Consider the following 23475-nt stretch of genomic DNA (forward strand, 5'->3'; position numbering starts at 1 on the left):
GCCGACGTTCTTGTCGGAAGAGGGCCAGAGAACAAAAAACCCGCCTCGGCGGCGGGTCGTTGGCGCAAATCAGCACCATGCCCAAATCAATAGCATAGCTGCCCTCACGAGGTCAATGGCGGAGCGGTCGATTCGAGGAAAAAATTCCTGCATCGAGCGGCTCCCGCGCGCAATCGTCCGCTAAGCGCCCGATCCACGCGCCGCCATTCCGGATCGGAACACACGTTCGCGCGTTTGGTGCTTGATGCATGTCGCCAAAGCGCGGAACGCCACGCGCCTTGGACCAATGGGAGCAACAGCCATGAACGTCGCCAATCTGCAGCTCGAGGGCCTCCTGATGGCCGTCGCATCGATCAACCAGGTGCTGGTCCGCAAGGGCGTACTGACGGTCGAGGAGATCGACATCGCCTTGCGCAGGGCCGAGGCCAGCGAGACCGGCGAGGAACGTTCCGGAGGCATGTCGGCGTCGAGCCGCGACGCCGTCAACTTCCCGATCCGGCTGCTGGAACTGGCCAACCAATGCCAGCCGGAAACGGACATGCCGTCCTTCTCCAAGCTGGCACGCATGGTCGGTCAGATGAAGGAACCTTATAACGACCAGATGTGAAGCGCTTTCCGATGCGGGATCCTCACGCCCTGCCAAGCTTCGAAGCCAGCACATTGCCCGGTCCATGCACGGCGGCAAACGGCGATTGAACGGTTTCCATGATGTCCCTCCGGGTTTGCTGCGGTTTCGCCCCAAGGACGGGCAAAGCGCGGCGGTTCCGACATCAGGTTGGAAATGGTTTTGGCCGGAGGAATAGAAAGCGCTGGGTATTGCAGGACTTTGGAGCAACGCAGCGATCCTTCGCGCCCCTCTCTGTCCTGCCGGACATCTCCCCCACTTGGGGGGAGATTGGCCGTTGCCTCCGCTTTCGCTAATCAGCAGCGAGGAGGAGAGCGCGGCCGGCGAAACTGCCAATCTCCCCGCTTGTGGGGGAGATGTCCGGCAGGACAGAGGGGGGCGCTGTCCCGCCAGCGTCACCTTCCTTTACCCACCTTCGCCTCCGGGTGGCTGATCGGGGCCCGCACCGTGCCATACTCCATGCCCCAGCGGTCGGTCATGGCGCAGCGTATGTCCCACAGCTCCGGGAAGAAGCGGTGGCGGGCGCCGGCCTCAAGCAGTTCGACCGGGCGGCCTTTCAGCGATTTCGAGCCGAGCCCGATCGAGCGGTGGATGAGCTGGAGATGGTTGGCGCGGAACTTCTGGAACAGCTCGTCGAATTCGATCAGCGCCTCGGCCACGACATAGCTGTCGCCGTGATCGTAGCTGCTATCGTAGATGTCCTCGACGGTCAGCCCGCGTCCGTCGAGATAGGAGGCCTTGAAGGCCTGCCACAGGTCGGGCGGCATGCGCAGCAGGAGCTTGAAGCCCGGCGATTCCTGGCCGCTGCCATTGCCGAGTTGCAGCCGGATCTGCTGATACTCCTTGGGCGACATGGTTTCGAGCAGGTCGAGCTGCGCCGTCATCATGCGCATCAGCCGGTGCACACGCCCCATCAGCGTGACGATGCGATGGGTGTTCTGCCGTTCGAGGAAATCGACGACATCGACCAGCGTGTAGGCGATGAGCTTCATCCACAGCTCCTCGACCTGGTGCACGATCTGGAATTGCAACTCATCCGCGTTGACCATCTCGGCCAGGGGCTTCTGGCAGGCCAGCAGCCTGTCGCATTTGAGATAGACGCCGTAGTCGCGCATCTCGGGGGTTTCGATGCGGGCGTAATAGTCCGGCTTGTGCATGGTTTTTCTCCCTGCCCGGCCTGAGGGCTCAAGCATCTGTTCGATCCGAGCCAACAGGATAGCCGCTTTCGGCTTGAACATTGTTCCTTTCTGTTATCCAAATAGCGGTAAATGGAGGACAAAAGTCCGCCCTTGTATCAGCTTTGGAGAACGATTGGTGCCGGATGTCCTCGACCTCAAGATTGTGGAAGCGCTCGAACGCGATGCGCGCATTTCCTTTGCCGCGCTCGCCGACGAGGTCGGCCTGAGCAAGACGCCGTGCTGGAAGCGGGTCAAGGCGCTGGAGGATGCCGGCATTATCAGGGGCTACTCGACGCGCATCGACCCGGCAAAACTCGGCTTCGGCATCGAGGCCTTCATCCAGGTATCGATCGATTTCGAGGTCTCCGACGCCTTCGAGGCCGCGGTCAGGAAACACCCGCTGATCCGGCGCTGCCATGCCACCACGGGCGAGGCCGACTATCTCCTGCAGATCGTCACCGTCGACATGATGGCGCTGGACCGGATGCTGCGCGTGGAACTCAGCCGCCTGCCCGGCGTGCGCCGGACCATCACCTCGATGGCGATGCGCGAGATCAAGGGCGACATCTCGTTTGCCAATGCCGTGGGGCATGCGCGGAAGCGATAGCGGGCCGACGCTTCGGGGCGACAGGCTTTCAACGCCGAAGAGGAACCTTCCTCCCTCTGGACACGTTTTGCAACGAGGGTCGTCCGAAAATGGAGCTTCGGGTTGGCGGCGCGCTTGTTGAACATTATCGGCGCCGCCACCAGCGCCGGCGCCTATTCGCCGGGACAGGAACAGGCCCCCGCGGCCTTTCGCCGGCATGGGCTCGCAGAGGCGCTCGCGAGCCGAGACGGAACCATCATGGATCATGGCGATGTCGCATCGTTCCGATGGCGGCCGGATCCCTCGCGGCCGCGGGCCATGAACCTGGAGGCCGTGCGCGACGCCTGTGACGTGGTCGCAAGCCACGTGGCGACGGCGATCGCGGCGCAGGAAGACGTCCTCGTTCTAGGCGGCGATTGTACCGTGGAGCTGGGAACGGTCGCCGGAGCGAACGCGGCCGGCGCGCGGATCGGACTCCTCTACATGGACTTCGACGCCGACCTCAACACACCTGACACGAGCGACGGCGCCCTGGACTGGACTGGTGTCGCTCATCTGCTCGATATTCCCGGATGCGAGCCTTCGCCCGCCAGGCTTGGCCCGACCCATCCGATGCTCGTGCCTCGACAACTCCTCTACTTCGGCGTCGAGAACATCACTCCGCCCGAAGCCATCACGATGAGGGACTATGCGATTGAGGTGATATCGCGTGAGGAAGCTCTGGGCGATATCGAGGCGGCTTCGGCGCGTGCGGCCGATTGGGCGACGCGTTTTGACTGCGTGCTTATTCATTTCGATGCCGATGTACTCTCCTTTGTCGATTTTCCGATCGCTGAGAATGTGCGCCGCTGCGACGGTCTCAAACTGGAGCAAGCCGCCTTCGTGCTGAAGCGGTTGACCGCCCTGCCGCAATGGCGCGGCTTGACCATCACGGAGGTTAATCCGGCCCATGCGCCAGACGAGTCCGCCGCGTTCGCACGCCTGAACGACGTGCTTGCGGACGCCCTTGGATAAATTCGGGACGCATCTCGGCAGAGAGACAGGAACACACTTCTAAACGTGTCTCCTTCTGCCGCTCGGCATCGGCTTTCCGCTTCGGGCAGTCCTCGTAATTATGGTCGCGCCCGCCGCAGTAGGAGCAGCATTTTGCCGGCGTGTCGGGCTGGAGCATCGAGGCCATCCCCAAGAATGCGCCAGGGGTCTTCTGGTTGCAGCAACGCCTGCAAGAGCGGTTTGGATCTTCTGAAGCGTCTTGCCGCTGTCACGGAATTTTGCTTGGGTCCGCTGCGTTGATTTCCTTGCACCCGATCTCTTGCGCTTGATTCTGGGGACAGCTTCATTCGCGGACGGGAAAGTGTTAGACAGCGTTTGCTTCGTCTGATCCCGCTTCGTCTAATGGTAGGACAGCGCCCTTTGAAGGCGTGAATCGTGGTTCGAGCCCATGAGCGGGAACCAGTGGCGCGCGCTGGCGCCACTGCGGGATAGCGCCGATCTTTCCGCCTGCCGTCGCGATCAACCAGATTCAACGTCAGGTTTCAAAAACGCAACCACTCATTTACTTCGACGCGGTACCAGTCCGGCAGCTGCCGTCGGAGGTCGAATGTCGGAACATGTATTGCGCTTTGAATGCATCATGGAGCCAAACGGCAGATGGATGGTGTGGGATAAAAAGCTCGATCTGCCGGCCCAGTTTTCAGCGCTGGCGCTGATCGGCCTGTGTCACCACGAGGCCATTTCGCTCTGCGATCTCTTGAATGAGACCGACACCGTCGATGTACGGCAAAACCGGGCGTCGTGATCGCCATATCAGGCGACGCCGGCCCTAATAGCTGGCGCTCCGTAGCCGGCGCGGCCGGGATTTTCCTTGACAAACAACAGTGGTACCTTAGCTGACTAAATGATTCACAGTCGGCGAACCGGCATGGCCAAGAGAAAATCAAAACCGGAACTGTCCGGTATTTCCGCGGTCTCTCCGGCGGAAGCCTACGAGGCGGCCTACTTCGCCCGAAAATGCGGACTGACCCGGGACGAAGCGTTGAAGATCATGCGCGAAGCCCAGCGCTCGGCGGAGACGACGGTGTTTTCCAGCGCCAAGCGACAGAAATTAGCCTAGGCGGCGATTGCGCCATTCACTTTGGCGGCCGCGGGGCGATAGGGATCTCGATAGGCGAGCAATCGCAGCGCGTTGAAGACGACGAGCAGGGTCGAGCCTTCGTGCATGGCCACTGCCGGCCCGATGCCCAGGCCGAGGATCGTCGAAGGGATCAGTATGGCGACGACGCCAAGGCTTACGAACACGTTCTGGCGAATGATCGAGCGTGCACGCCGGCTCAGCCCCACCGCGAAGGGCAGGTGCGACAGGTCGTCCGCCATCAGCGCGACGTCGGCGGTCTCGAGGGCCACGTCCGAGCCGGCCGCGCCCATGGCGATGCCGACGGTCGCGCTCGCCATCGCCGGCGCGTCGTTGACGCCGTCGCCGACCATCGCGACCTGGCCTTCCGACCGCAGCTTCTTGACCGCCTTCACCTTGTCCTCCGGCATGAGGTCGCCCCAGGCTTCGTCGAGGCCGACATCCTTCGCGATCGCGTCGGCGACCTTCTGGTTGTCGCCAGAGAGCATGATCATGCGCTTGATGCCGGTCTCGTGAAGCGACACCAGCGCGTCCCGCGCCGCGGCGCGCGGCGTGTCCATAAGCCCAATCACGCCAAGATCACGCTCGCCCTGCCGAACCACCATCGTCGTGCGTCCGCCTTCCCGAAGCCGCGCGACGGCCCGGGTCATCGCTTCGCCGAGAGCTGGAATGCCGTCGGTTCCAAACATCTCGGCCTTGCCGATCCAGACCGTCTGTCCCTCGAGCGTCGCCGTGACGCCCTTGCCCGTGAGGCTACTGACATCGGACGCCGTGGCGACCTCCTTCCCGTTCAGCTTCTCCTTGCCGTCGCGCACGATCGCCTCGGCCAGCGGATGGTCGCTCAGGCTCTCCACCGCGACCGCCACCGTCAACAGTTTGCCCTCGTCGACGCCGTCGGCGGTGACGATGTCGGTGACGCGGGGTTGGCCTTGCGTCAGCGTGCCGGTCTTGTCGAACGCGATCGCCGTCAGGGAGCCGAGGTTCTCAAGCGGTCCGCCGCCCTTCACCAGGACGCCGCCGCGCGCCGCCCGGGCGACGCCCGACAGGACGGCACTCGGCGTGGCGATGGCCAGCGCGCAGGGGCTCGCGGCCACCAGCACCGCCATCGCGCGGTAGAAGCTGTCGCGGAAGGGCTCGTCCACCACGACCCAGGCGAACAGAAGGATGAAGGCAAGAGCGAGGACGGCAGGCACGAAGATGCGCTCGAACTTGTCGGTGAAGCGCTGCGTGGGCGATTTCTGAGCCTCCGCTTCGCTCACCATCTTGACCACCTTGGCGAGCGCGCTCTCGGTGGAGCGTCGCGTCACCTCGACCTCGATCGCACCTGCGCCGTTGATCGTTCCGGCAAAGACGCGCGAGGCGGTGTCCACCGAATCGGGCCGGGCGCGGGCTGCGGCGGCGTCCGCGACCGGGCGCTTGTCGACCGGAATGCTCTCGCCCGTGACGGGCGCCTGGTTGACGCTGGACACTCCCTTCACCAGAAAACCATCGGCAGGCAGCCGCTCGTTCGGGCGCACGACCACGATGTCGCCGAGAACGAGTTCCTCCACCGGGATCTCGCTGGTCTGACCGTCACGCCGCACGGTCGCGACCGGCGGCGCAAGCTCAGCCAGCGCCTCGATCGCCCGTTTGGCGCGGCCCATGGCATAATGTTCGAGCGCGTGGCCGAGGCTGAACAGGAACAGCAGCAGCGCGCCTTCGGCGAAAGCCCCCAGTGCCGCCGCGCCGGCCGCCGCGACCAGCATCAGCGTGTCGATCTCGAACTTCTTGAGCCGGAGGTTGTCGACAGCCTCGCGCAGCGTGAAGAAGCCGCCGAAGAAATAGGCGGCGATGTAGCAGGCCGTCGGCAGCCAGCCGGGGGCGCCCGCCGCCAGTTTCTCGATCGCGAAGCCGACCCCGAGCAGCGCGCCGCTCAATAGGGCGAAGATCAGTTCCGTGTTCGGCCCGAGGAACTGGCCATGCGCATGATCGTGGCCGTCGCCCGCTTTATGTTCTTCGCCCGGCCCATGGTCGTGGCCGGCATGTGCGTCACCGTCGTCATCGGGAGCGGATGCCGGCTCTCCGTTCCGCTCGACGCCGAGGGCGCGAAGCGCCTCGGCTATCCTATCCTCTGAAGCGGCTTCGCGATCGAACTCGACATGCACCGTGCCGGCGGAGTTCGCTTCCGCTTCGACCACGCCTGCCAGCGAGCCGATTTTCTCGGCGACCGTGCGCGCGCGGCGCTCGTGACCTATGCCGGAGACATTCCAGGTGACATGTCCGAACCGGGCCGTGATCCGCGCGCCGGCCGCCTGGGCGATCTCGCGGATTCGCTTGAGCGGGACAATCTCCTGATCGAAGTGAACGCAAAGCTTGGCAGGCTCATCCCCGTCTGCCGCCACGATATGGACCTTCTCGATCCCGTCTCGCACTTCAAGATCGGAAGTCAACCGCGCGACACATGCGTCGGCCTCGTCCGCGATCTGCGGCAGCAGCAGCGGGAGGTCCAGGCGTAGCTTGCTCGTCATTGTGAAACACTCCCAGCGGGTCAGGCGCCCTTATTTGGACGCCGCAACTTCGGCCTTCACGAGATCTTCCAATTGCTTACGCCCGAATGAGGGCAGCAGCTTTCCATTGACAAAAAAGGTCGGGGTGCCCGTGATGCCCACCGCCTTCACGTCTGCGACATCCTGGGCCAGGACCGCGTCTACCTCCGGGGTCACAGCGTCCTGCTTTGCCTTCGCGATGTCCAGTCCCACCTCCTGCGCGACTGCCCATGCGCTTTCCGGATCGGGGCTGCCGTCGGCCCCCCATTGCATCTCCGTCCGGCAAGGCGGACACTAGGTCGCCCAGAGGTTCAGCAACACGGCTTTGCCTCGGAAACTCTCCAGTGCGAGGGGGTTGCCGTTTTCCAGTCTCGAATTGCAAGTCCGTCAACGCTGCGGACGTCGTTGGCGCCTTTTCGTTCTGCTTCGTTGAAGATAACGGCATAGCTAGAAACACCGCTCCGACCACAGCATCGGCCAATGCCGCGAAGCCGATTGCAACGAAAGCCGGCCACTGGACTGGAATGGCAATTCTCGCTCCCTTCAAGCTGACATCCTTCGCCCGCGTCCCGTGTTGTTGGCGCGGATAATCATTCCACATTCAATCTGTAAAGGTTGAAGCTACCATAGGGTCAAGGGGTTAGTGACTTGTGGCTGTTGCAGGTGGAATCTCCCAGGGCAACATAGCCGTAGGTCTCGCCCGTGGTCACCTTGATCAGCGAAACGTCCAGCACCTTGTCCCTGAGAGAGGCGCCGCGCCACCCGACAATAGGCGGAGTAACCAGCAGGGCGCAAGTGTCCACGGATTGATCCTGTTGCCGGCCCTTGGTGGTCTTAGTCTAGCCCCGCGCCACGGTGGGTGATCGGGTCCAACCTCTTCGAAGGGTGGGCCAGATTTGTGAAGTGCCGAAGAAATAAAGGCCTCGCGTCGCCACATCGATCAGCGATCATCAAATGTGGCACCGGACGCTCATCGATAGGGCTTTCCGACCAGTTTCTTCGCTTATCGGGCTCGCTCCGCCGCTCGGCCTCATGTTCAATATTGAATCCAGAACCGCAGACTACGGCCGCGCAGACGGACTCATAGCTACAGGCCCGGAGGTTATACTCGACCGTTAACCCGCCAAGTAGAGGAATGCGCATAGCCCGGCGGATGATTGCAGATCTCTCATTGTTCGTAGTCGCTCCAGCTCTTCAAGAATTGCAATTGCGAACTACCCCGCTCGAAGACTGCGAGCATGCCGCAACATCCAGCGGACCTGATGGTCAAGCGCCAGCTGTTGAGCCCGAGCCTGGGTCTGCCCCGACTATGGAAGCGGCTCCCCCAGAGATGTGAGGAGCCGCAACGGAATCCGACTTGGCGCAACGTTACTTCTTGGACGCTCGGCCCTTGTCACGGTGGCCGTGCTGATCCAAGTCGCCAGGCTTGTGGCCAGGATGATCATGGTGCTCGCCGGCCACCTCCTTCTGGCCGGCCTTATCGCGGTGGCCGTGCTGATCGAGATCGCCGGGCGTGTGGCCAGGGTGATCGTGATGTTTGCCGGGCACCTCCTTCTTGCCGACTTCGTCACGGTGGCCGTGCTGATCACGATCTCCGGGCGAATGTCCAGGATGGTCGTGATGCTGGCCGGGCTTTTCCTGTGGCATTGTATTCTCCCTTGCTCAAGTTGTTCGGGAGGAATGCGCCGGCCGGGCCTTTGTTCCCGAAGGCTGGCATCGGAGGACGGTGCGACAAGGCGTTCCTCGAATATCGCACCAAGGCGCGTCAAATGACATGGCGGCCCGCGGCGGCGGTGTGTACAAGCTTGGCTATGATGTTCTCGATGACCGCGTGGGAGGTGCTGTCCCATATTCTCAACCTTGCTGTCGCCTATGTGCTTGCGCTCCCCATCGGCTGGAATCGGGAACGCGAGGAACGCAGCGCGGGCATCCGAACCTTTCCCCTTGTCGCCATGGCCGCATGCGGCTTCGTGCTGGTCGCGATCGGGGTCCTTGGGGCGACTTCACCCGGCCAGGCGCGAATCCTGGAGGGGCTGATCACCGGCGTGGGGTTCATCGGTGGCGGCGCCATCTTGAAACACGGAACCCAGGCCCTAGGCACAGCGACGGCGGCAAGCCTGTGGGCGACCGGTGCGCTAGGCGCGGCGGTAGGCTATGGCCTTTACGATATAGCCGTGATCCTGAGTGCGGTCACCTATGTGACGTTGCGCTATCTCGCGCCGCTCAAGGAAGTCGCCCGTGACGCCGAGACCAAGCCGGATCAGCCGGACGCTTCCTGAGCGGCCAACGCAGTTAACAGAGTTCTTCGCGTTAGGGCGAGCAAGCTGTTGGTGGATCAGCGCCGGAGCCGGCTAAGCAGCCGGCCGATTCTCGGCAGGATCAAAGGCGCAGCGATGAGGACGAGGGCGCCGATTGCCCACAGGACGACAATCGCCGGCTTCACGACTATTCGCAGCAAAGCTTTGGCTTGTCCCAGAACGCCCCCGACGTTGAGGCTGTCGACGACGGCAACCACTCCTTGCCCACTCCCGGCGGTGCCCGCCAACCAGCTGAGGACGGGGTCCACCAGAGCGTAACCTACCCAAGCGAGCAGCGACCAGACCGCCAGGACGCCGATCACGACGATCCAGGAGATCGGCTTCGACAGTCGTGATACGCTGGTCCTGCCAGCCTGGTGGCCTCGCCAACCTTGGAATTCATTTCCGCCGCGATTGTCGTGGCTTCGGTAGCCGTGGCGCTAATGTCCGCCCATACCTGCCTCCTTCATCGGATTTGACCAATTCTACGCGGAACTGCTTCTCCATCTTTTAAGCAACATTGTCGCAGTCGCCGCGCGGCAACTGCGTGGCGGCAGCGTTTCGTCCGCCTGCCGCCGATCGTTGCCGCGTGGCGGAGGTTAAGGTCGAATTGAATGCGGCCTCGGGCCCGCAAATGCCCCGTTCCCATCGACCGACTCGTTTCGCCACTGGCGGCCGTCGAGCCCGACGGCATTGGCAATCACATGTCAGTCGAAAAGTCGTCCAAGAAACGATCCGTGCCGGCGTCCCTGTCCGTGGTCTCCGCCGTGACCCGAGCCGTGCCCGCCGTGCCCTAGCCAGGTCCGATAGCGGCGAGCATCCGCCTTGCGCTCGGCCGTCGGCAAATCGACATCGGCAGGCAGCGGCTACCCGCAAAACGCCACGGGGAACACGCGCCGCATTGGGTGACGGCAAGACATCGTCTTTGCCGGTTTGCCGAAGGCCCCCTCGCAATACTTGATGTCCACTCGCTTGGGATCCCGCCTGCAAGGTCGACCTGATCGGCCTTGGAGCACGTTCATCGGCATTGCGATTATATTAGCTTAGGCGCATATTCAGTCAGCCGGTGAACTACCCAAACCGGTTAGGCTCGGCGCCAGTCCCCCCTCGATCCCCTCGACGCCGAGCCGCTGTGGATCGGCTGCCCCAGGAGGCGAACCATGCCCATGTATCTCTCACGGTTCAGCTATACGCCCGAGACCTGGGCGCGCATGATCGAAAACCCCGAGGATCGACGCGAGGCAGCCCGTAGCTACATCGAAGCGGCGGGCGGAAAGCTGCACGGGTTCTGGTACGCTTTCGGAGAGCACGATGGCTGGAATCTGTGGGAGGCGCCAGACAATGTTTCGATGGCATCTGTCGTGCTTGCCATTGGCGCGGGAGGAGCGCTCAGCTCGTACGAGACCACCGTTCTCCTGAGCGTCGAAGAGACGATGCAAGCCCTTGGCAAGGCGAAGTCGATCCGATATCGCCCGCCGGGAAAGCCCTGACGAACTTCTCAAGACGAGGCGTTCGCCCACGCACCTATCTTAGGCCAAAAAAACTCAGTATCGCCAGTACGATCACCACGGCCCCGACCAACCAAATAATATTGTTCATGACACGCTCCTCCTGAGTCACGTCGTCGATGGACGAGGACTGCAAGAACAGAACATAAGCCACAACTAAAAGTTCCATGATGGTGCTCGCCATCGACACGGAGGCGAAGAAAGCCCGCCTGCCGGAGCCGCCGGAACTGCGCAAAATCGGCGCGTGGCGGCGCATCCGGCCAGCGAATGCTACGCTTGCCGTCCGACCGGCAACCCCGTTCGAACGGTCGCACGCGCCACGATCGCCTCCAGCGGCTCCGGCCGGTGCAGCAAATACCCCTGGCCAAAGGCGACGCCCATCTCCTGGAGGATTTCCAGCGCATCCTGCCGTTCGACCTTTTCCGCCACCACGGAGCAGCCGAGGCTTCTGGCGATTCCCGATATGGCCGAGACGATTTCGCGATCGAAGCGGCTTTGCGCGATGTGTTCGATGAAGGAGCCGTCGATCTTGATCTGGTCGACGGGAAAACGCCTGAGATATTCGAACGAGCTCATCCCCGCCCCGAAATCGTCGAGGCTGACGCGGCAGTGCCGCTCGCGCGCCTTGCGCACGAACTCTTCGGCGGCACCGAAATTGGTGACGGCCGCCGTCTCGGTGATCTCGAAGCCGATGCCGAAATGCGGCGCGCCGGCCTCGTCGATGGCGGCGTCGACGAAATCCCAAAGCTGCGGGTCGCTCAGCGTCTGCGCCGACAGGTTGAAGCCGAGCGTCAGCGCCCCCGACTTCAGCGCCGGACCATACAGCGAGAGCGCCGTCCTGATGATCCAGCGATCGAGCCTGGACGCGATGCCGAATCGCTCCGCCGCCGGGATGAACTCGCCCGGCGGGATCAGTTTTCCGCTGCGCCCGACGAGCCGCGCCAGGACTTCGACACGGCGGCTCTCCTGCCAGGGCTTTCCGAGCCGGTGGATTTCCTGGCCGAACAGTTTCAGCCTGCCGTCCTCCATGGCATCGACGGTGTCGGCTGCCAGCCGCGCCGCATTGAGGCCGCCGGAACCGGACGCGCCCTCGGTGGAAAACATCGCAAAGCGATCGCGCCCGGCGGCCTTGGCCGCATAGCAGGCGTCGTCGGCGCAGGCGAGCGCGTCGGCCACCGTAGTGCCCTGGTCATGAACAAAGGCAATGCCGATGCTGGCCGCGAGCTTGCGCGACGTCGCCGTCGAGCCGAGGTCGGCGTCGCGGACCGCCGCGAGAACGGCGCCGGCGAGCCTCTCGGCTTGCTGGGCATCGCAATCGGGCACCAGCAGCGCGAACTCGTCGCCGCCGAGACGTGCCGCATGCGCCGCCGACGGCAGGCAGCCGACGATGCCCTCGGCGACGCTCTTCAGCGCGAGATCGCCGGCGGCGTGACCGGCGAAGTCGTTAAGCGCCTTGAAGTAGTCGAGATCGACATAGAAGACCGCGAGCGGAAACTGCCGCGCCGTCGCGATGTCGTCGGCCAGCAGCCGATCGAAGGCGGCGCGGTTCAAGAGGCCGGTCAGGGCGTCGTGATGGGCCGCATGGGCCAGTTCCTGCTCGCGCCGCTTCGCCTCGGTGATGTCGCGCACCGTGCCCAGGATCTGGCCTGACGATTGCGCGTCGGCGATGAACCGCACCAGGGATTCGATATGCCGGATCTCGCCGTCGCGCCGGATGATGCGGTATTGCACGGCGACGACGTCGCGTGTCTGCAGCGGCGCCATGTGGGCCAACTCGGCATCGTCCTTGTCGTCGGGATGCAGATAGCTGTGCCAGAGGTCGCGCGGCACCTCGTCGGTATCGGAGACAAAGCCGAAGATTTCCCTGGTGCGGGCATCCCAGTAGCTTTTGCGCGCGGCGAGATCGTAGTGCCAGATGCCGGTGCCGCTGGCCGCCAAAGCCAGGCGAAAGCGCGCATTGACTTGTTCGAGCTGAGCTTCCGCTTCCTTCTGCTTGGTGATGTCGGTCTGGACGCCCATCATGCGCAGGGGACGGCCGGTCGCATCGCGCTCGACCACACCGCCGCGATCGAGAACCCATACCCAGTGACCGGATTTGTGCTTCAGCCGGAGTTCGGTCTCGATGGTATCGGTCTGGCCGGAGAGATGGCGCTCGCCGCTGGCCACCGCCTGCTCGCGATCGTCGGGATGTGTCAGCCGCAGCCAGAGATCGCTTGTCATGGCAAGCTCGCCTTCGCCATAGCCGAGCATTTGCGACCACATCGCCGAGTAGAAACAGTCGCCGCTCCGCAAATCCCAGTCCCAGACGCCAAGATGCGCGCGTTCGAGCGCCAGCTCCCAGAACGCTCCATTGCGTGTCTTGTCGTCGGCCATGCCCTGGTTTCGCCCTCCGATCGGGCCACTGTGCAGCAAAATCAGAGAAGAAACCGTTACTGCAAACAGCGCCGCGGCGGCCGTGGCGCTTCGATCGGACCGCGGGATCACCTGTTCGCCGCCAGGCGAGCGGTCAATATTATCAATAATCATGATTTAGATTTCTGCTAATAGCGACAAGGCTCGCTCTGCGGCTAGAGTGGCCGCAGCGAACGGCGCGAGGACGACATAATGCTCAACGCGGCAGACTATGGCGGCAAGGAAGCCGAAATCGTGCGGGCGCTGGAGGAAGACATCATCTTCGGCAGGCTGGAGCCCGGCGCCCGGCTGGTCGAGGACGTCCTGCTCGCCCGCTTCCCGGTGTCGCGCCACACCATCCGCCAGGCGCTTTACCAGCTGGAAAAACTCGGCGTCGTCACTCGCGAGCGCAACAAGGGCGCGATGGTGCGGCGGCTGTCGCCGGACGAGGTACGCCAGATCTACGAAGTGCGCGAACTCCTGCAGCGACAGGCGGCGCTGATGATCCCGCTGCCGGCGAGCGACGCGCTAATCGAGGAGCTGATGGAGATCCACCGGGTCTACAGCACCCATGTCGACGCCCACTATCTGCGCGGCATCCATGAGGCCAACGACCGGTTCCACCTGACCATGTTGTCGGCCTGTGGCAACGATTATCTGGTGTCGTCGATCGATCACTACATGCGGCTCAGCCTGCCGGTGCGGGCGAATTCGCTTGCCGACCGCGAGGAGCTCGAAGTGTCGCGCCAGCACCACTGGCTCATGATCGAGGCGATGAAGCGCAGGGACAATTGGGTGCTGGCGCAGCTCTGCGTCGACCATCTGCAGCCGAGCAAGATCTTTTATCTGCGGGAGATCGATAAGACGGGCGACGCGGCGTAGGGAGCGCGGCCTTCGCGCGAGCATTCTCCCCCTTGAGGGAGGCGATGCCCGGCAGGACAGAGGGGCGCGCCTGCCCCTCGGCCTCTCCCATCTATCTCCTTACCCTACTGCAAATGCGGCTTCTTCAAGAAGCTGTTGCGGTCGGCGGATTTCACGCGCAGCCAGGTTTCGCGGCCGTCGCGCACCACCCGTAGCGGGATCTCCGCGCCGGCCGGATTCTGCCACAGCTTGCGATAGAAATCGGCCAGACCGTCGACTTCGCCATCCCTAACATCCGAGATGATGTCGCCCTGGCGCAGGCCGGCCTGGGCCGCCGGGCCGCCTTCGGCGACGCTCATGACCACGACCTCGCCATTGCTCTCGGCCGAGAAGGCGCCGAGCCAGGGGCGCGGCGGCTTGGCGACCTGGCCGCGCGTCAGGAGATCGTCGAGAATCGGCGGCAGAAGGTTGATCGGCACGACCATGTTGATATCGGCGACCTCGCCATTGCGGCTCATCTGCAGCAGCAGCGAGCCGATGCCGAGCAGGCTGCCATCCTGTCCGATGAGGGCAGCACCTCCCCAGGACGGATGCGCCGGCGCGGTGAAGATCGCCTCGTCCAGCAGATATTCCCAATAGCCGGCGAATTCCTGCTTGGTGACGATATGCGCCCTGACCGAGCGGCCGACGCCGTCGGCGAGCAGGACCGGATCGCCGATACCGGCCTTGGCCGCGTCGCCGAGAGCCACCGCGGGCAGGCCGAGCGGAGCCAGCGCCTGCACCAGGCCGAAGCCGGTTTCCTGGTCGTAGGCGAGCGCATGCGCAGGCACCACGCGACCGTCATGGCTGGTCAGCCAGACCTCTTCCGCTTCGGTGATGAGATAGCCGATGGTGAGCACCAGCCCATCGTCGCGGATGACCACGCCGCTGCCTTCCCGGCTGGTGCCCAGCGCATTGGCGGTGAAGGCATCTTCCGGAATTGAGGCGCGCACCGCCACGACGGAGCGCAAGATGGTATCGATAGGCATGCTTTTGTCCCGGCAATGATCATGAGGGCCGGCAGGGCCCGGTATCCTCTATAGGTATGGCGCGCATGGTCAGGCGCAAGGGCAGACTTCCCTTCTCTCCCTTGCGGGAGAAGGAGGAACCTGCAACGGCATCGACAATAGTTCAACGCAAGTTGAACTTTCTGCGGCCCGCGCTATTTGTATGCAAGTGCAGACCGACCTCCTGCTCCCATCGCGCATGCTGACTGTCCAACCCCTCCTCGCCAAAAAAAGGCCTCCCGAGATGACCGAATACACACCGCCGAAAGTATGGACCTGGAACAAGCCGAATGGCGGCGCCTTCGCCAGCATCAACCGGCCGATATCAGGCCCGACGCATGACAAGGAACTGCCGGTCGGCAAGCATCCGCTGCAGCTCTATTCCCTGGCGACGCCGAACGGCGTCAAGGTGACGATCATGCTGGAGGAGCTGCTGGCGCTCGGCCACGGCGGCGCCGAATACGACGCCTGGCTGATCCGCATCAACGACGGCGACCAGTTCGGCAGCGGCTTCGTCGAGGTCAATCCCAACTCCAAGATCCCGGCGCTGATGGACCGCGGCGGCAAGAAGCCGATCCGCGTCTTCGAATCCGGCTCGATCCTGGTCTATCTCGCCGAGAAATTCGGCGAATTCCTGCCGACCGAGCAGCCGGCACGCGCCGAGACCTTGTCATGGCTGTTCTGGCAGATGGGCTCGGCCCCCTATCTCGGCGGCGGCTTCGGCCATTTCTACGCCTATGCCCCGGAAAAGATCGAATATGCCATCGACCGATTCGCCATGGAGGTGAAGCGCCAGATGGACGTGCTCGACCGGCGGCTGGCCGAAAGCGAATATCTCGGCGGTACCGACTACACCATCGCCGACATGGCGGTGTGGCCCTGGTATGGCGGTCTGGCCAAGGGCCGCATGTACAATGACTCTGGCGAGTTCCTGTCGGTCCAGGAGTACAAACATGTCCAGCGCTGGGCCGACGCCATCGACGCGCGGCCGGCTGTGCAGCGCGGACGCATGGTCAACCGCGCCTTCGGCGAACCCGCGATGCAGCTGCACGAGCGCCACGACGCCAGCGATTTCGACACCAGGACGCAGGACAAGCTGGCGGCGGAGTGAGCGGCGAAGCTGCCGATCTCCCCCCTCGTGGGGGAGATCGGCAACTTCGTCAGCCCTGTCTCGACAGCGGCCATCCACAACCGGTCGATGTCGGCCAGATACATCTCGTCGATCTCGTCGAGATGCTTCCAGTACATACCGTCCTCGTAGAAATAGCCCAGATCCTGTTCGATCTCTTCGGCCTTCTCGGCCTTGTCGAGCTCGATGCCGGCAAGGATCTCCGCTTTCATCTCGGCAATCCTCGAATGGGAAAGGCCGCTCAATTCATCGACTGTCAGTCTCGGGAAGATCAGCCGGCTGCGCGGCAGGTTGGACAGGTTGATGCACAGGCAGTCGCGCCTGAGCGCCTGGACGAGCAGCCGCGCCGACTTGGCCTCGAGATTGCGCAGCGTCGGGTCGTCACGCAGCGGATCGGCGCGGCCAATGCCGTAGAAATGCGTGTTGCCGGGCTGGTCGTAGATCATGTCGCAGCCGAGGAACGCCAGCACGTCGGGCTTCTGGCTGTGGATCGTCCAGTAGGCCGCCGTCATCGCCATCGTGCCGCCGGCATAGACGAAGCCGCCGAAGGCGTTCTGCGCCGGCACATAATGCGCGGCGCTGAAGATCTGCGCCTGCCGCAGGACGTCGCCCCGGGGCAGCCGGTCCGGCGGAAAATCGCCGGCATGGACCAGGAAATCCCAGTCGGGCCGCACGCGCCAGGCGTTGTTGATGGCGACGATCTTGCTGAAGGCCTGCCTTGGCCAGGCCGCGCAGCGCACCACATCGGGCGCGCTGCCAAGCAAAAGGATCACGCGAGGCGATCCGGAATCGTTGACTGCCATGATATCTCCTCACAAGCGCGCAAAGTCTCGTGCGGACGCGAGCCAAGCCCCTGCCCGGCAGATTTGTCAACCTGCCGGCAAGCCTGACGGGTCGGATGTGCTTGCTTTGCGTATGCCTTGGCAATCAGCGGAAACGCCCATCGCTTCGTCATCCTGGGGCGGAGCAAGGAGCGAAGCGACGCGGCGCAGACCCCAGGATCCATGCCGTGACTTTGGAGCGCTGCTGCGGTGCTGAATTCTGCTCCGCCGCACTCTTCGGTCAAGGTCACGGCATGGATCCCAGGGTCTCCGCGACGGAGCTTCGCTCCTGCTCCGCCCAGGGCTAAGAGATGCCTCGATTCCTCAGAGTTGATGACGAAGTTGGGGAGGCTTCGGCCAATCGCGAATGTCTGTGGTGCCGGCAGGGGGTTGAGAGGCGGCGCCGAGATCGACAATTGGTGTCGGTACCGGAAGTGCAAAAAACTTGCCGTTTGCGGGCCGACTGAATCTCAACACCCCTAGCCCATAAGTATCAGAGAGATATATATTGATTGGCTAAAGTAACGGAACGTCCAATGCACGTTCCAAGAACCGAACAAGTCCACGCCCAACTGCCAGGATCAGGTCTAGACCATCAGGTCTATTGGTTAATGGGCTTCAAGACATTTCGATAGTTTGGGGCAAATGGGGCGCCGCTGCGGCCCGGCCCATGGATCGAACTGGTCGAGGCGGGGCCGGCGCCCCGCCAAAAATCAGGCGTGCAAAAGCGCGGCTCAGGCCGACATGGCCAGCGGGGCGGCGCTCTTGTTGGGGATCTGGATGTCGATCTCCAGCGTCGACATCGTCTGGCCGCGATCCATCGAGACCTGCAAATAATCCTGGTCGATCTGCACGTGCTTGGCGATGACCGCCATGATCTCCTCGCGCAGGATGGAAACCAGATCGGGCTGGCTGCGGCTGCGGCGCTCATAGGCGAGCAGCACCTGCAGCCGCTCGCGCGCCACCGGCGCGCTGCCGCGCCGCTTGAAGAGTTCGAGCAGGTTCATGCCGCCCTCCTTCCCAACAGCCGGTCGAGGAAGCCCTTGCGCTCGAACGGCACGACGACCGGCAAGTCCTCGCCTTCGAGCCTTTTGGCCGCGTCGATATAGGCGCGGGCGGCGGAATTCAGCGGTTCGCTGAGCGTCACCGGCGAACCGAGGTTGGAGGCCCTGAGCACGTCCTGGCTCTCGGGGATGATGCCCAAGAGAGGCGTCGACAGGATCTCCAGCACATCGTCGATGTTGAGCATTTCGCCGCGCGCCGCGCGCGCCGCGTCGTAGCGGGTGACCAGCACGTGCTTGATAATCTGCTCGCCCTGCTCGGCCTTCAAGGTGCGGGCGTCGAGCAGGCCGATGATGCGGTCGGAATCGCGCACCGAGCTGACTTCCGGGTTGGTGACGATGACCGCCTCGTCGGCAAAGCGCATGGCCAGCTGCGCGCCGCGCTCGATGCCGGCCGGGCTGTCGCAGAAGACATAGTCGAACACCGAGCGCAGCCGCTCGATCACCTCGCCGACGCCCTCCTCGGTCAGCGCATCCTTGTCGCGCGTCTGCGAGGCCGGCAGCAGGAACAGCGTCTCGACCCGCTTGTCGCGGATCAGCGCCTGCGAGAGTTTTGCCGAGCCCTGGATGACGTTGACCAGGTCGAACACCACGCGCCGCTCGGCGCCCATGATCAGGTCGAGATTCCTCAAGCCGACGTCGAAGTCGACAAGGGCCACCTTCTTGCCGGTCTTGGCGACCGCAGCACCCAGTGCCGCCGTCGAGGTCGTCTTGCCGACGCCCCCCTTGCCCGACGTGACCACCACTACCTTGCCCATGAAAAATGCCTCCTTTGTTGTTGTCTTGTCAGCCGAGCGTCGCGATGCGCAGCGTGTCGTTGTCGAGAAATGCCTGGACCGCCTTGCCGCGCACGGACGGTTCCATCTCCTCGGCGGTGCAGTACCAGCCGTCCACCGACAGCAATTCGGCTTCGTTCTTGCGGCAGAAGATGCGCGCCGCTGAATTGCCAAGCACGCCGGCCGAAGCGCGCCCGCGCAGCGTGCCGTAGACATGGATGGAACCGGAGGCGACGATCTCGGAGCCGGAGGCGACGGAGCCCAGCACGATGACATCGCCATGCGCGTGGAACACCGACTGGCCCGAGCGGATCGGCGTCTTGACCATCAGTGTGTCGCCGCCGAGCCTCGTCTCCTTGCCTTCGTCCGCCTTCGCCTCATCCGGCTTGCCCGCCGCAGCCTTGGCGCCGGCCAGCAGTCCGTCCGATGTCGCCTCCTTGGCGCCGATCAGCGCCGGCGGCAGGTGGTGTCCAAGCGCCGGACCGCCGTCGAACTCGATGGCGTAGATGCGGATGCCGCGATGGCCGAGCTCGACGACCAGCGTCTCGATCTGGCTCACTTCGGGCTTCAGCGTGTTGAGATCGAGCACCACCGGGCGGCCGGTGAAATAGCCCGGCGAGTTGCCGATCCAGCGGTCGAGGCTCTCCAGCCACTCCGAAAGCGGCGCCTCCGGCGTCAGCGTGAAGGCGACGAAGGAGCGGGCGCGAAAGCGGATGGATTTGGCCTCGAGGGGGGCGGCAAAGGTCACTGGCGGCGAATCCTTACTGAGTGGTTAAACGCTAGGCCAGGCATGGTTAACGAAAGGTTAACGGAGGGTGTTTTGTGGCCTCGCGAAATGGCGCGTTGCGACAAGAGCAAGCAGGCGCTCAGCACAAGAAGCGGTCGTTGCCGCGCAGATAGTCTGACGTCGACTTTCGGCCGTTGAACGAACCCATCTCAGACGTAAACTCGCTCCCTGCCCTCAACCAAAAGCCGACGATTTGTACCCAGCGTGATGCGGACCGCTTTGCGCTATCAGCAGCATTCGGCGCGGGTAGTCCGAATGGCTGGTTTCACGCTAGGCGTCATTGAACCATTTGGCCGATGGCCAGCAGCGCATCCCTTGCGGTTCGCCGCCTGGACGCCAGATGCCGCACCGCACCGCGGCTCCGTTCTGAGGTACGGTAGGGAGGCTGAGGGCTGGCCGCTACTTGATGTCCACCACCGTTTCTATTGCTGGCCGTCGTTGAAGCTGCGAAGATTGAAGCAGTCACCTGTTAGCTATACGCAGGAAGGCATCTTATGCCAATTGTTCGGGCGGAGCGGCGGCTCGCCGCGATCATGGCCGCCGATATCGTTGCCTATTCACGCCTGATCGAAACGCATGAGGCGCGTACGCTCAGCGCGATCAAGGCGCTTCGCTCGCAGGTCATAGACCCGCTGATCGCAGACCATAGGGGCCGTATTGTTAAACTGATGGGCGATGGCGCAATCGTGGAGTTTGGCTCCGTTGTCGAGGCCGTGGCCTGTGCTGTCGCCATGCAGGAAGGGACGGCCGCGCATCAGCGGGAGGTCCCGCCCGAGAGCCGCATCGCGTTCCGCATCGGCATCAACGTCGGTGACGTTGTCGTAGAGGACGGTGACCTGCTCGGCGATGGCGTGAACATCGCGGCACGGCTTGAGGCACTGGCGGAACCTGGGAGCATTTGCATCTCCGACGCTGCGCAGAAGCAGTTGGCCGGCAAGACTGATCTTGCTTTCGAGGATGCCGGCGAGCGCACGCTGAAGAACATCGCGCAGCCGGTTCGCGTCTGGCGATGGTCCGAGGCCCCGACGAACCCCGCAGCCTCGGGTGCGCTACTGCCCATGCCGGACAGACCGTCGATTGCAGTGCTTCCCTTCGACAATCTGAGCGGCCAGCCCGAGGAGACCTACTTCAGCGACGGCGTCACCGAAGACATCATCACCGGCCTTTCCCGCTTCCGTTCGCTCTTTGTCGTGGCGCGCAACTCGTCATTCGCCTTTCGCGGCAAGCCGACCAGCCTCGCCGAGATCGGACGACAGCTCGGGGTGGCGTACCTCCTTGAGGGGAGCATACGCAGGGCTGGCGAGCGCGTTCGTGTCACGGCCCAACTGCTGGAGGCTGATACCGGTATGCACATCTGGGCCGACCGTTACGATCGCGGTCTCGAAGACATATTCGCAGTGCAGGAGGAGGTTGCTCGGACAATCGTCTCCACTCTGGTCGGACGTATTCAAGATGCGAGCCTTCAGAAGTCGCTTCGGAGACCGCCTGCAAGCCTCGCAGCCTATGACTGTCTTCTACGCGGCTTGGCCCACTTCAGGGGCTTCGGCGAGGATGACAATCGGAAGGCATACGAAATGTTCGAGCGGGCCGTGGCGCTCGATCCGCAATATGCCTTGGCGCACGCCAATCTGGTTAACGCCTCTCTCGCACTGCATGGATCAGCCGCCACCCCGCCCGAAGTTCTTGATGCGGCATTCGCGACAGCTTCGCACGCGCTTGAATTGGACCCGCAGGAGAGTAGTTGTCATCGCGTGCTGGCGCTCATATGGCTATATCGTCGAGACTACGATGCCGCCGAATACCATTACCGCCGGGCCCTCGAACTCAACCCGAACGACGCCGACAGACTAATGGGATTGGGCTACCTGCTGGCCCTGCGTGGGAAACTCGAGGAAGCGCTGGGCTGGATGCAGGAGGCAATGCGCCTCAACCCATTCCAACCAATCTGGTATGGCGTTCGACTTGGGATCGCGCTGTACTCCCTCAAGCGCTACGCAGAGGCCGCGCAGGCACTCAAGCGAATACCAACCCCGGGCTATTGGTCGCGAGCGCGGCTCGCGGCCTGTTACGGCCAATTGGGACGCACTGCGGAGGCCGAAGCCCAGAAAGCAGCGATCCTGCTGCAGAAGCCAGACTTCACAATCGCTGAGTTCTTTCGCCGCGACGTTCTGCTTGAACGTGCAGAAGACCGGGAGCTTCTCCGCGAAGGGCTCATCAAAGCCGGATTGCCGGCGTGACTTGGTTCACGTTCCCGCAGCAGGTCTTGTCGAACTCTCTGGCGTCGTTCTGCCGACCGGCTTGAAGTACTCCCGCGAGCCTCGTTTCGCCGTCGGCAGCCAACCGATGCCGAATGCCTGCTTCACGAGGGTTTCGAGACGTTTCCGCGATTTGGCGGCAATACCGGATCGGGCCAGACCGGGACATCACACCACTCGAGCCGAATATCTGTTTGCGCGATTTGCTCCCCAAAAGTTGCCGTTCCGCATTCCACCCCATACCGGTCGCACTTACTTAGCAAGCCGACTGGCAGCTTTCAGGAAATCGGAAGTGGTGAGCGAACGGCCTGAATGCGGCGCGAAGCAGTCATGCGCGCTTTACCTGTGAGGGGTCTGCTGAGGGTTGATAAGCAGATTTTGCGGACCGCGAAATGGCGCGCCCTGCGAGAGGTGCGGGGGTTCGAAAGTCCGTGCCCCCGCAAGTGCCGCCACAACTCCGTGCCACAACGCTCCCGGCCTGTCCGCATTGGACCGGCATGTCGACGGGGCTGCCATCTGGTCATGCCGTTTGCCCTGGGATATCCGGCTGCAATCCGTCACATGAGTTACGCCGTGAAAACTTCGAGCCTGACAGGCGCCGTTTCCCCGACGATCCCGGTGCTCATATGCGCGCTCGCGATCTTCCTGTTGTCCGCGATGGATGTGGCGATGAAGGTCCTGGTTATCGCCGTAGGCGTCTACAACACTGTGCTGTGGCGCAGCATGCTGGCGACTTTGGTCGCGGGCGCGGGTTGGTCGGCGGGGCCGCGCTCGCTGCCGACCATTCCGGTGCTGGGGCTGCATGCGCTGCGCGCCGTGATCGTCGGCATCGTCATACTGTGTTTCTTCTGGGGTCTTGCGAGGCTGCCGCTGGCGGAGGCGATCGGGCTCAGCTTCATCGCGCCCTTGTTCGCCCTCTTCCTCGCCGCGCTGTTGCTGGGCGAACGCATCCGGCGGCAGGCGATCTGGGCGTCGATGGCCGGCATCGCCGGCGTTGCGATAATAATGGCCGGTCAGTTTGGACGGGCAAGCTATTCGCAAGACGCCGTGCTTGGCACGGCAGCCGTGCTCGTATCGACGGTGTTCTACGCCTACAATCTGGTGCTCGCCCGGCAACAGGCGCTGTTGGCCAAGCCAATCGAGATCATGTTCTTCCAGAACCTCGCCATTGCAATCATCCTCGGCCTCGCCGCGCCATGGCTCGCCGTGGCGCTGCCGACCAATCTCTGGCTTCCCCTGGCCGGGGTGACGGCGCTGTCGCTTATCGGCCAATTCCTGATGAGTTGGTCCTACGCCCGCGCCGAAGCGCAATATCTGATCCCGACGGAATATTCGGCCTTCATCTGGGCGGTAGCGCTGGGCTGGCTCATCTTCGACGAGGCGGTTACCTGGACCACGCTGACAGGGGCATGCCTGATCATCGCCGGCTGCCTGATCGCCATGCGTGCAAACCCGAAACTGGCCGAGCCAATCGAGGCGACAATCTGAGGAACGTCTC

23 protein-coding genes, 1 tRNA gene and 2 pseudogenes are annotated in these 23475 nt (G+C 63.3%); 13 read left to right on the forward strand and 13 right to left on the reverse strand.

Annotated features, from left to right (window positions below; all coding sequences use genetic code 11):
* Nucleotides 1-301: 301 nt before the first annotated feature.
* Complete coding sequence (locus MESS4_RS24005; protein WP_006336640.1) at nt 302-607, forward strand: hypothetical protein; 306 nt, start codon at nt 302-304, stop codon at nt 605-607.
* Nucleotides 608-781: 174 nt separating this feature from the next.
* Nucleotides 782-1005: pseudogene (locus MESS4_RS34740) on the forward strand (hypothetical protein); the annotation flags it as partial.
* A 15-nt stretch (nt 1006-1020) separates the two neighbouring features.
* Here MESS4_RS34740 and MESS4_RS24010 read toward each other — a convergent pair.
* Complete coding sequence (locus tag MESS4_RS24010; protein ID WP_006336641.1) at nt 1021-1782, reverse strand: tryptophan 2,3-dioxygenase family protein; 762 nt, start codon at nt 1780-1782, stop codon at nt 1021-1023.
* A 157-nt stretch (nt 1783-1939) separates the two neighbouring features.
* On the opposite strand from MESS4_RS24010, the gene MESS4_RS24015 reads away from it, so the two are divergent.
* The 5 genes from MESS4_RS24015 to MESS4_RS24035 all read left to right on the forward strand — a co-directional run bounded on the left by MESS4_RS24015 (nt 1940) and on the right by MESS4_RS24035 (nt 4502).
* Entirely contained in the window at nt 1940-2410 is a 471-nt protein-coding gene (locus MESS4_RS24015) for an Lrp/AsnC family transcriptional regulator (RefSeq protein WP_036241994.1), read from the forward strand.
* A gap of 114 nt (nt 2411-2524) precedes the next feature.
* Complete coding sequence (locus tag MESS4_RS24020; protein ID WP_157385655.1) at nt 2525-3403, forward strand: arginase family protein; 879 nt, start codon at nt 2525-2527, stop codon at nt 3401-3403.
* 367 nt (nt 3404-3770) lie between these two features.
* A tRNA-Gln gene (locus MESS4_RS24025) sits at nt 3771-3844 on the forward strand.
* The gene (locus MESS4_RS34745; RefSeq protein WP_244441200.1) at nt 3831-4187 is read left to right on the forward strand and encodes a hypothetical protein; all 357 of its coding nucleotides are present in this window, start codon (nt 3831-3833) and stop codon (nt 4185-4187) included. Before MESS4_RS24025 ends, MESS4_RS34745 begins: the two co-directional genes overlap by 14 nt.
* Before the next feature lie 123 nt (nt 4188-4310).
* Nucleotides 4311-4502: a hypothetical protein gene (locus tag MESS4_RS24035; RefSeq protein ID WP_006336646.1), complete on the forward strand. Its 192-nt coding sequence runs from the start codon at nt 4311-4313 to the stop codon at nt 4500-4502.
* Here the strand turns inward: MESS4_RS24035 and MESS4_RS24040 are convergent.
* From MESS4_RS24040 to MESS4_RS33700, 5 genes and pseudogenes are all read right to left on the reverse strand, one after another.
* On the reverse strand, nt 4499-7027 hold the full coding sequence (locus MESS4_RS24040) for a heavy metal translocating P-type ATPase (protein WP_006336647.1): 2529 nt from the start codon (nt 7025-7027) through the stop codon (nt 4499-4501). The genes MESS4_RS24035 and MESS4_RS24040 overlap by 4 nt on opposite strands.
* Before the next feature lie 30 nt (nt 7028-7057).
* The gene (locus MESS4_RS24045; protein ID WP_006336648.1) at nt 7058-7318 is read right to left on the reverse strand and encodes a DsbA family protein; all 261 of its coding nucleotides are present in this window, start codon (nt 7316-7318) and stop codon (nt 7058-7060) included.
* 24 nt (nt 7319-7342) lie between these two features.
* Nucleotides 7343-7408, reverse strand: a pseudogene (locus MESS4_RS34760) (TlpA family protein disulfide reductase); the annotation flags it as partial.
* A gap of 269 nt (nt 7409-7677) precedes the next feature.
* The gene (locus MESS4_RS33695; RefSeq protein WP_006336657.1) at nt 7678-7848 is read right to left on the reverse strand and encodes a hypothetical protein; all 171 of its coding nucleotides are present in this window, start codon (nt 7846-7848) and stop codon (nt 7678-7680) included.
* Between the two features lie 565 nt (nt 7849-8413).
* Nucleotides 8414-8692, reverse strand: coding sequence for a hypothetical protein (locus MESS4_RS33700; protein ID WP_157385656.1), 279 nt, complete (start codon nt 8690-8692; stop codon nt 8414-8416).
* 167 nt (nt 8693-8859) lie between these two features.
* Here MESS4_RS33700 and MESS4_RS24055 point away from each other — a divergent pair, with 167 nt between their 5' ends.
* Entirely contained in the window at nt 8860-9324 is a 465-nt protein-coding gene (locus MESS4_RS24055) for an MgtC/SapB family protein (RefSeq protein WP_051070912.1), read from the forward strand.
* A gap of 56 nt (nt 9325-9380) precedes the next feature.
* Here MESS4_RS24055 and MESS4_RS24060 read toward each other — a convergent pair whose 3' ends face one another.
* Nucleotides 9381-9665, reverse strand: coding sequence for a hypothetical protein (locus MESS4_RS24060; RefSeq protein ID WP_006336664.1), 285 nt, complete (start codon nt 9663-9665; stop codon nt 9381-9383).
* Between the two features lie 837 nt (nt 9666-10502).
* Here MESS4_RS24060 and MESS4_RS24065 point away from each other — a divergent pair.
* Nucleotides 10503-10832 (forward strand): GYD domain-containing protein, encoded by a 330-nt coding sequence (locus MESS4_RS24065; protein WP_006336667.1) that lies wholly within the window; start codon nt 10503-10505, stop codon nt 10830-10832.
* A 34-nt stretch (nt 10833-10866) separates the two neighbouring features.
* On the opposite strand, the gene MESS4_RS24070 is transcribed toward MESS4_RS24065, so the two are convergent.
* Both MESS4_RS24070 and MESS4_RS24075 read right to left on the reverse strand, forming a co-directional pair.
* Complete coding sequence (locus tag MESS4_RS24070; RefSeq protein ID WP_036241988.1) at nt 10867-11106, reverse strand: hypothetical protein; 240 nt, start codon at nt 11104-11106, stop codon at nt 10867-10869.
* 14 nt (nt 11107-11120) lie between these two features.
* Nucleotides 11121-13223: an EAL domain-containing protein gene (locus MESS4_RS24075; RefSeq protein WP_036241999.1), complete on the reverse strand. Its 2103-nt coding sequence runs from the start codon at nt 13221-13223 to the stop codon at nt 11121-11123.
* A 231-nt stretch (nt 13224-13454) separates the two neighbouring features.
* Here MESS4_RS24075 and MESS4_RS24080 point away from each other — a divergent pair, with 231 nt between their 5' ends.
* The gene (locus MESS4_RS24080) at nt 13455-14123 is read left to right on the forward strand and encodes a GntR family transcriptional regulator (RefSeq protein WP_006336672.1); all 669 of its coding nucleotides are present in this window, start codon (nt 13455-13457) and stop codon (nt 14121-14123) included.
* Between the two features lie 104 nt (nt 14124-14227).
* Here the strand turns inward: MESS4_RS24080 and MESS4_RS24085 are convergent, their stop codons facing one another.
* Nucleotides 14228-15130, reverse strand: a complete 903-nt coding sequence (locus MESS4_RS24085) for a S1C family serine protease (protein WP_006336678.1) — start codon at nt 15128-15130, stop codon at nt 14228-14230.
* Nucleotides 15131-15392: 262 nt separating this feature from the next.
* On the opposite strand from MESS4_RS24085, the gene yghU reads away from it, so the two are divergent.
* A complete protein-coding gene (gene yghU, locus MESS4_RS24090; RefSeq protein ID WP_036242000.1) occupies nt 15393-16259 on the forward strand; it encodes a glutathione-dependent disulfide-bond oxidoreductase in 867 nt (288 codons plus the stop codon).
* Between the two features lie 1573 nt (nt 16260-17832).
* On the opposite strand, the gene minE is transcribed toward yghU, so the two are convergent.
* Genes minE through minC form a run of 3 tightly spaced genes read right to left on the reverse strand, consistent with a single transcriptional unit; the run spans nt 17833 to nt 19683 of the window.
* Nucleotides 17833-18105: a cell division topological specificity factor MinE gene (gene minE, locus MESS4_RS24100; RefSeq protein WP_006336681.1), complete on the reverse strand. Its 273-nt coding sequence runs from the start codon at nt 18103-18105 to the stop codon at nt 17833-17835.
* Nucleotides 18102-18917, reverse strand: coding sequence for a septum site-determining protein MinD (minD, locus tag MESS4_RS24105; protein ID WP_006336682.1), 816 nt, complete (start codon nt 18915-18917; stop codon nt 18102-18104). The genes minE and minD overlap by 4 nt, the downstream gene beginning before the upstream one ends.
* A gap of 28 nt (nt 18918-18945) precedes the next feature.
* On the reverse strand, nt 18946-19683 hold the full coding sequence (gene minC, locus MESS4_RS24110; protein ID WP_006336683.1) for a septum site-determining protein MinC: 738 nt from the start codon (nt 19681-19683) through the stop codon (nt 18946-18948).
* Between the two features lie 533 nt (nt 19684-20216).
* Between minC and MESS4_RS24115 the strand changes: the two genes are divergently transcribed.
* Together MESS4_RS24115 and MESS4_RS24120 are read left to right on the forward strand one after the other, a co-directional pair.
* On the forward strand, nt 20217-21959 hold the full coding sequence (locus tag MESS4_RS24115; protein ID WP_006336685.1) for an adenylate/guanylate cyclase domain-containing protein: 1743 nt from the start codon (nt 20217-20219) through the stop codon (nt 21957-21959).
* A 579-nt stretch (nt 21960-22538) separates the two neighbouring features.
* Nucleotides 22539-23465: a DMT family transporter gene (locus tag MESS4_RS24120; RefSeq protein ID WP_036241990.1), complete on the forward strand. Its 927-nt coding sequence runs from the start codon at nt 22539-22541 to the stop codon at nt 23463-23465.
* The last annotated feature ends 10 nt before the right edge of the window (nt 23466-23475 follow it).

This window comes from Mesorhizobium sp. STM 4661, assembly GCF_000359125.1.
GTDB lineage: Bacteria > Pseudomonadota > Alphaproteobacteria > Rhizobiales > Rhizobiaceae > Mesorhizobium.

Excerpts from the sequence above, each read along its gene's own strand:
- MESS4_RS24005 (WP_006336640.1), top strand. The coding sequence starts at position 302 with ATGAACGTCGCCAATCTGCAGCTCGAGGGCCTCCTGATGGCCGTCGCA.
- MESS4_RS24010 (WP_006336641.1), bottom strand. The coding sequence starts at position 1,782 with ATGCACAAGCCGGACTATTACGCCCGCATCGAAACCCCCGAGATGCGC.
- MESS4_RS34745 (WP_244441200.1), top strand. The coding sequence starts at position 3,831 with ATGAGCGGGAACCAGTGGCGCGCGCTGGCGCCACTGCGGGATAGCGCC.
- MESS4_RS24035 (WP_006336646.1), top strand. The coding sequence starts at position 4,311 with ATGGCCAAGAGAAAATCAAAACCGGAACTGTCCGGTATTTCCGCGGTC.
- MESS4_RS24040 (WP_006336647.1), bottom strand. The coding sequence starts at position 7,027 with ATGACGAGCAAGCTACGCCTGGACCTCCCGCTGCTGCTGCCGCAGATC.
- MESS4_RS24045 (WP_006336648.1), bottom strand. The coding sequence starts at position 7,318 with ATGCAATGGGGGGCCGACGGCAGCCCCGATCCGGAAAGCGCATGGGCA.
- MESS4_RS33700 (WP_157385656.1), bottom strand. The coding sequence starts at position 8,692 with ATGCCACAGGAAAAGCCCGGCCAGCATCACGACCATCCTGGACATTCG.
- MESS4_RS24055 (WP_051070912.1), top strand. The coding sequence starts at position 8,860 with ATGTTCTCGATGACCGCGTGGGAGGTGCTGTCCCATATTCTCAACCTT.
- MESS4_RS24065 (WP_006336667.1), top strand. The coding sequence starts at position 10,503 with ATGCCCATGTATCTCTCACGGTTCAGCTATACGCCCGAGACCTGGGCG.
- MESS4_RS24070 (WP_036241988.1), bottom strand. The coding sequence starts at position 11,106 with ATGCGCCGCCACGCGCCGATTTTGCGCAGTTCCGGCGGCTCCGGCAGG.
- MESS4_RS24075 (WP_036241999.1), bottom strand. The coding sequence starts at position 13,223 with ATGGCCGACGACAAGACACGCAATGGAGCGTTCTGGGAGCTGGCGCTC.
- MESS4_RS24080 (WP_006336672.1), top strand. The coding sequence starts at position 13,455 with ATGCTCAACGCGGCAGACTATGGCGGCAAGGAAGCCGAAATCGTGCGG.
- MESS4_RS24085 (WP_006336678.1), bottom strand. The coding sequence starts at position 15,130 with ATGCCTATCGATACCATCTTGCGCTCCGTCGTGGCGGTGCGCGCCTCA.
- yghU (WP_036242000.1), top strand. The coding sequence starts at position 15,393 with ATGACCGAATACACACCGCCGAAAGTATGGACCTGGAACAAGCCGAAT.
- minE (WP_006336681.1), bottom strand. The coding sequence starts at position 18,105 with ATGAACCTGCTCGAACTCTTCAAGCGGCGCGGCAGCGCGCCGGTGGCG.
- minD (WP_006336682.1), bottom strand. The coding sequence starts at position 18,917 with ATGGGCAAGGTAGTGGTGGTCACGTCGGGCAAGGGGGGCGTCGGCAAG.
- MESS4_RS24115 (WP_006336685.1), top strand. The coding sequence starts at position 20,217 with ATGCCAATTGTTCGGGCGGAGCGGCGGCTCGCCGCGATCATGGCCGCC.
- MESS4_RS24120 (WP_036241990.1), top strand. The coding sequence starts at position 22,539 with ATGAGTTACGCCGTGAAAACTTCGAGCCTGACAGGCGCCGTTTCCCCG.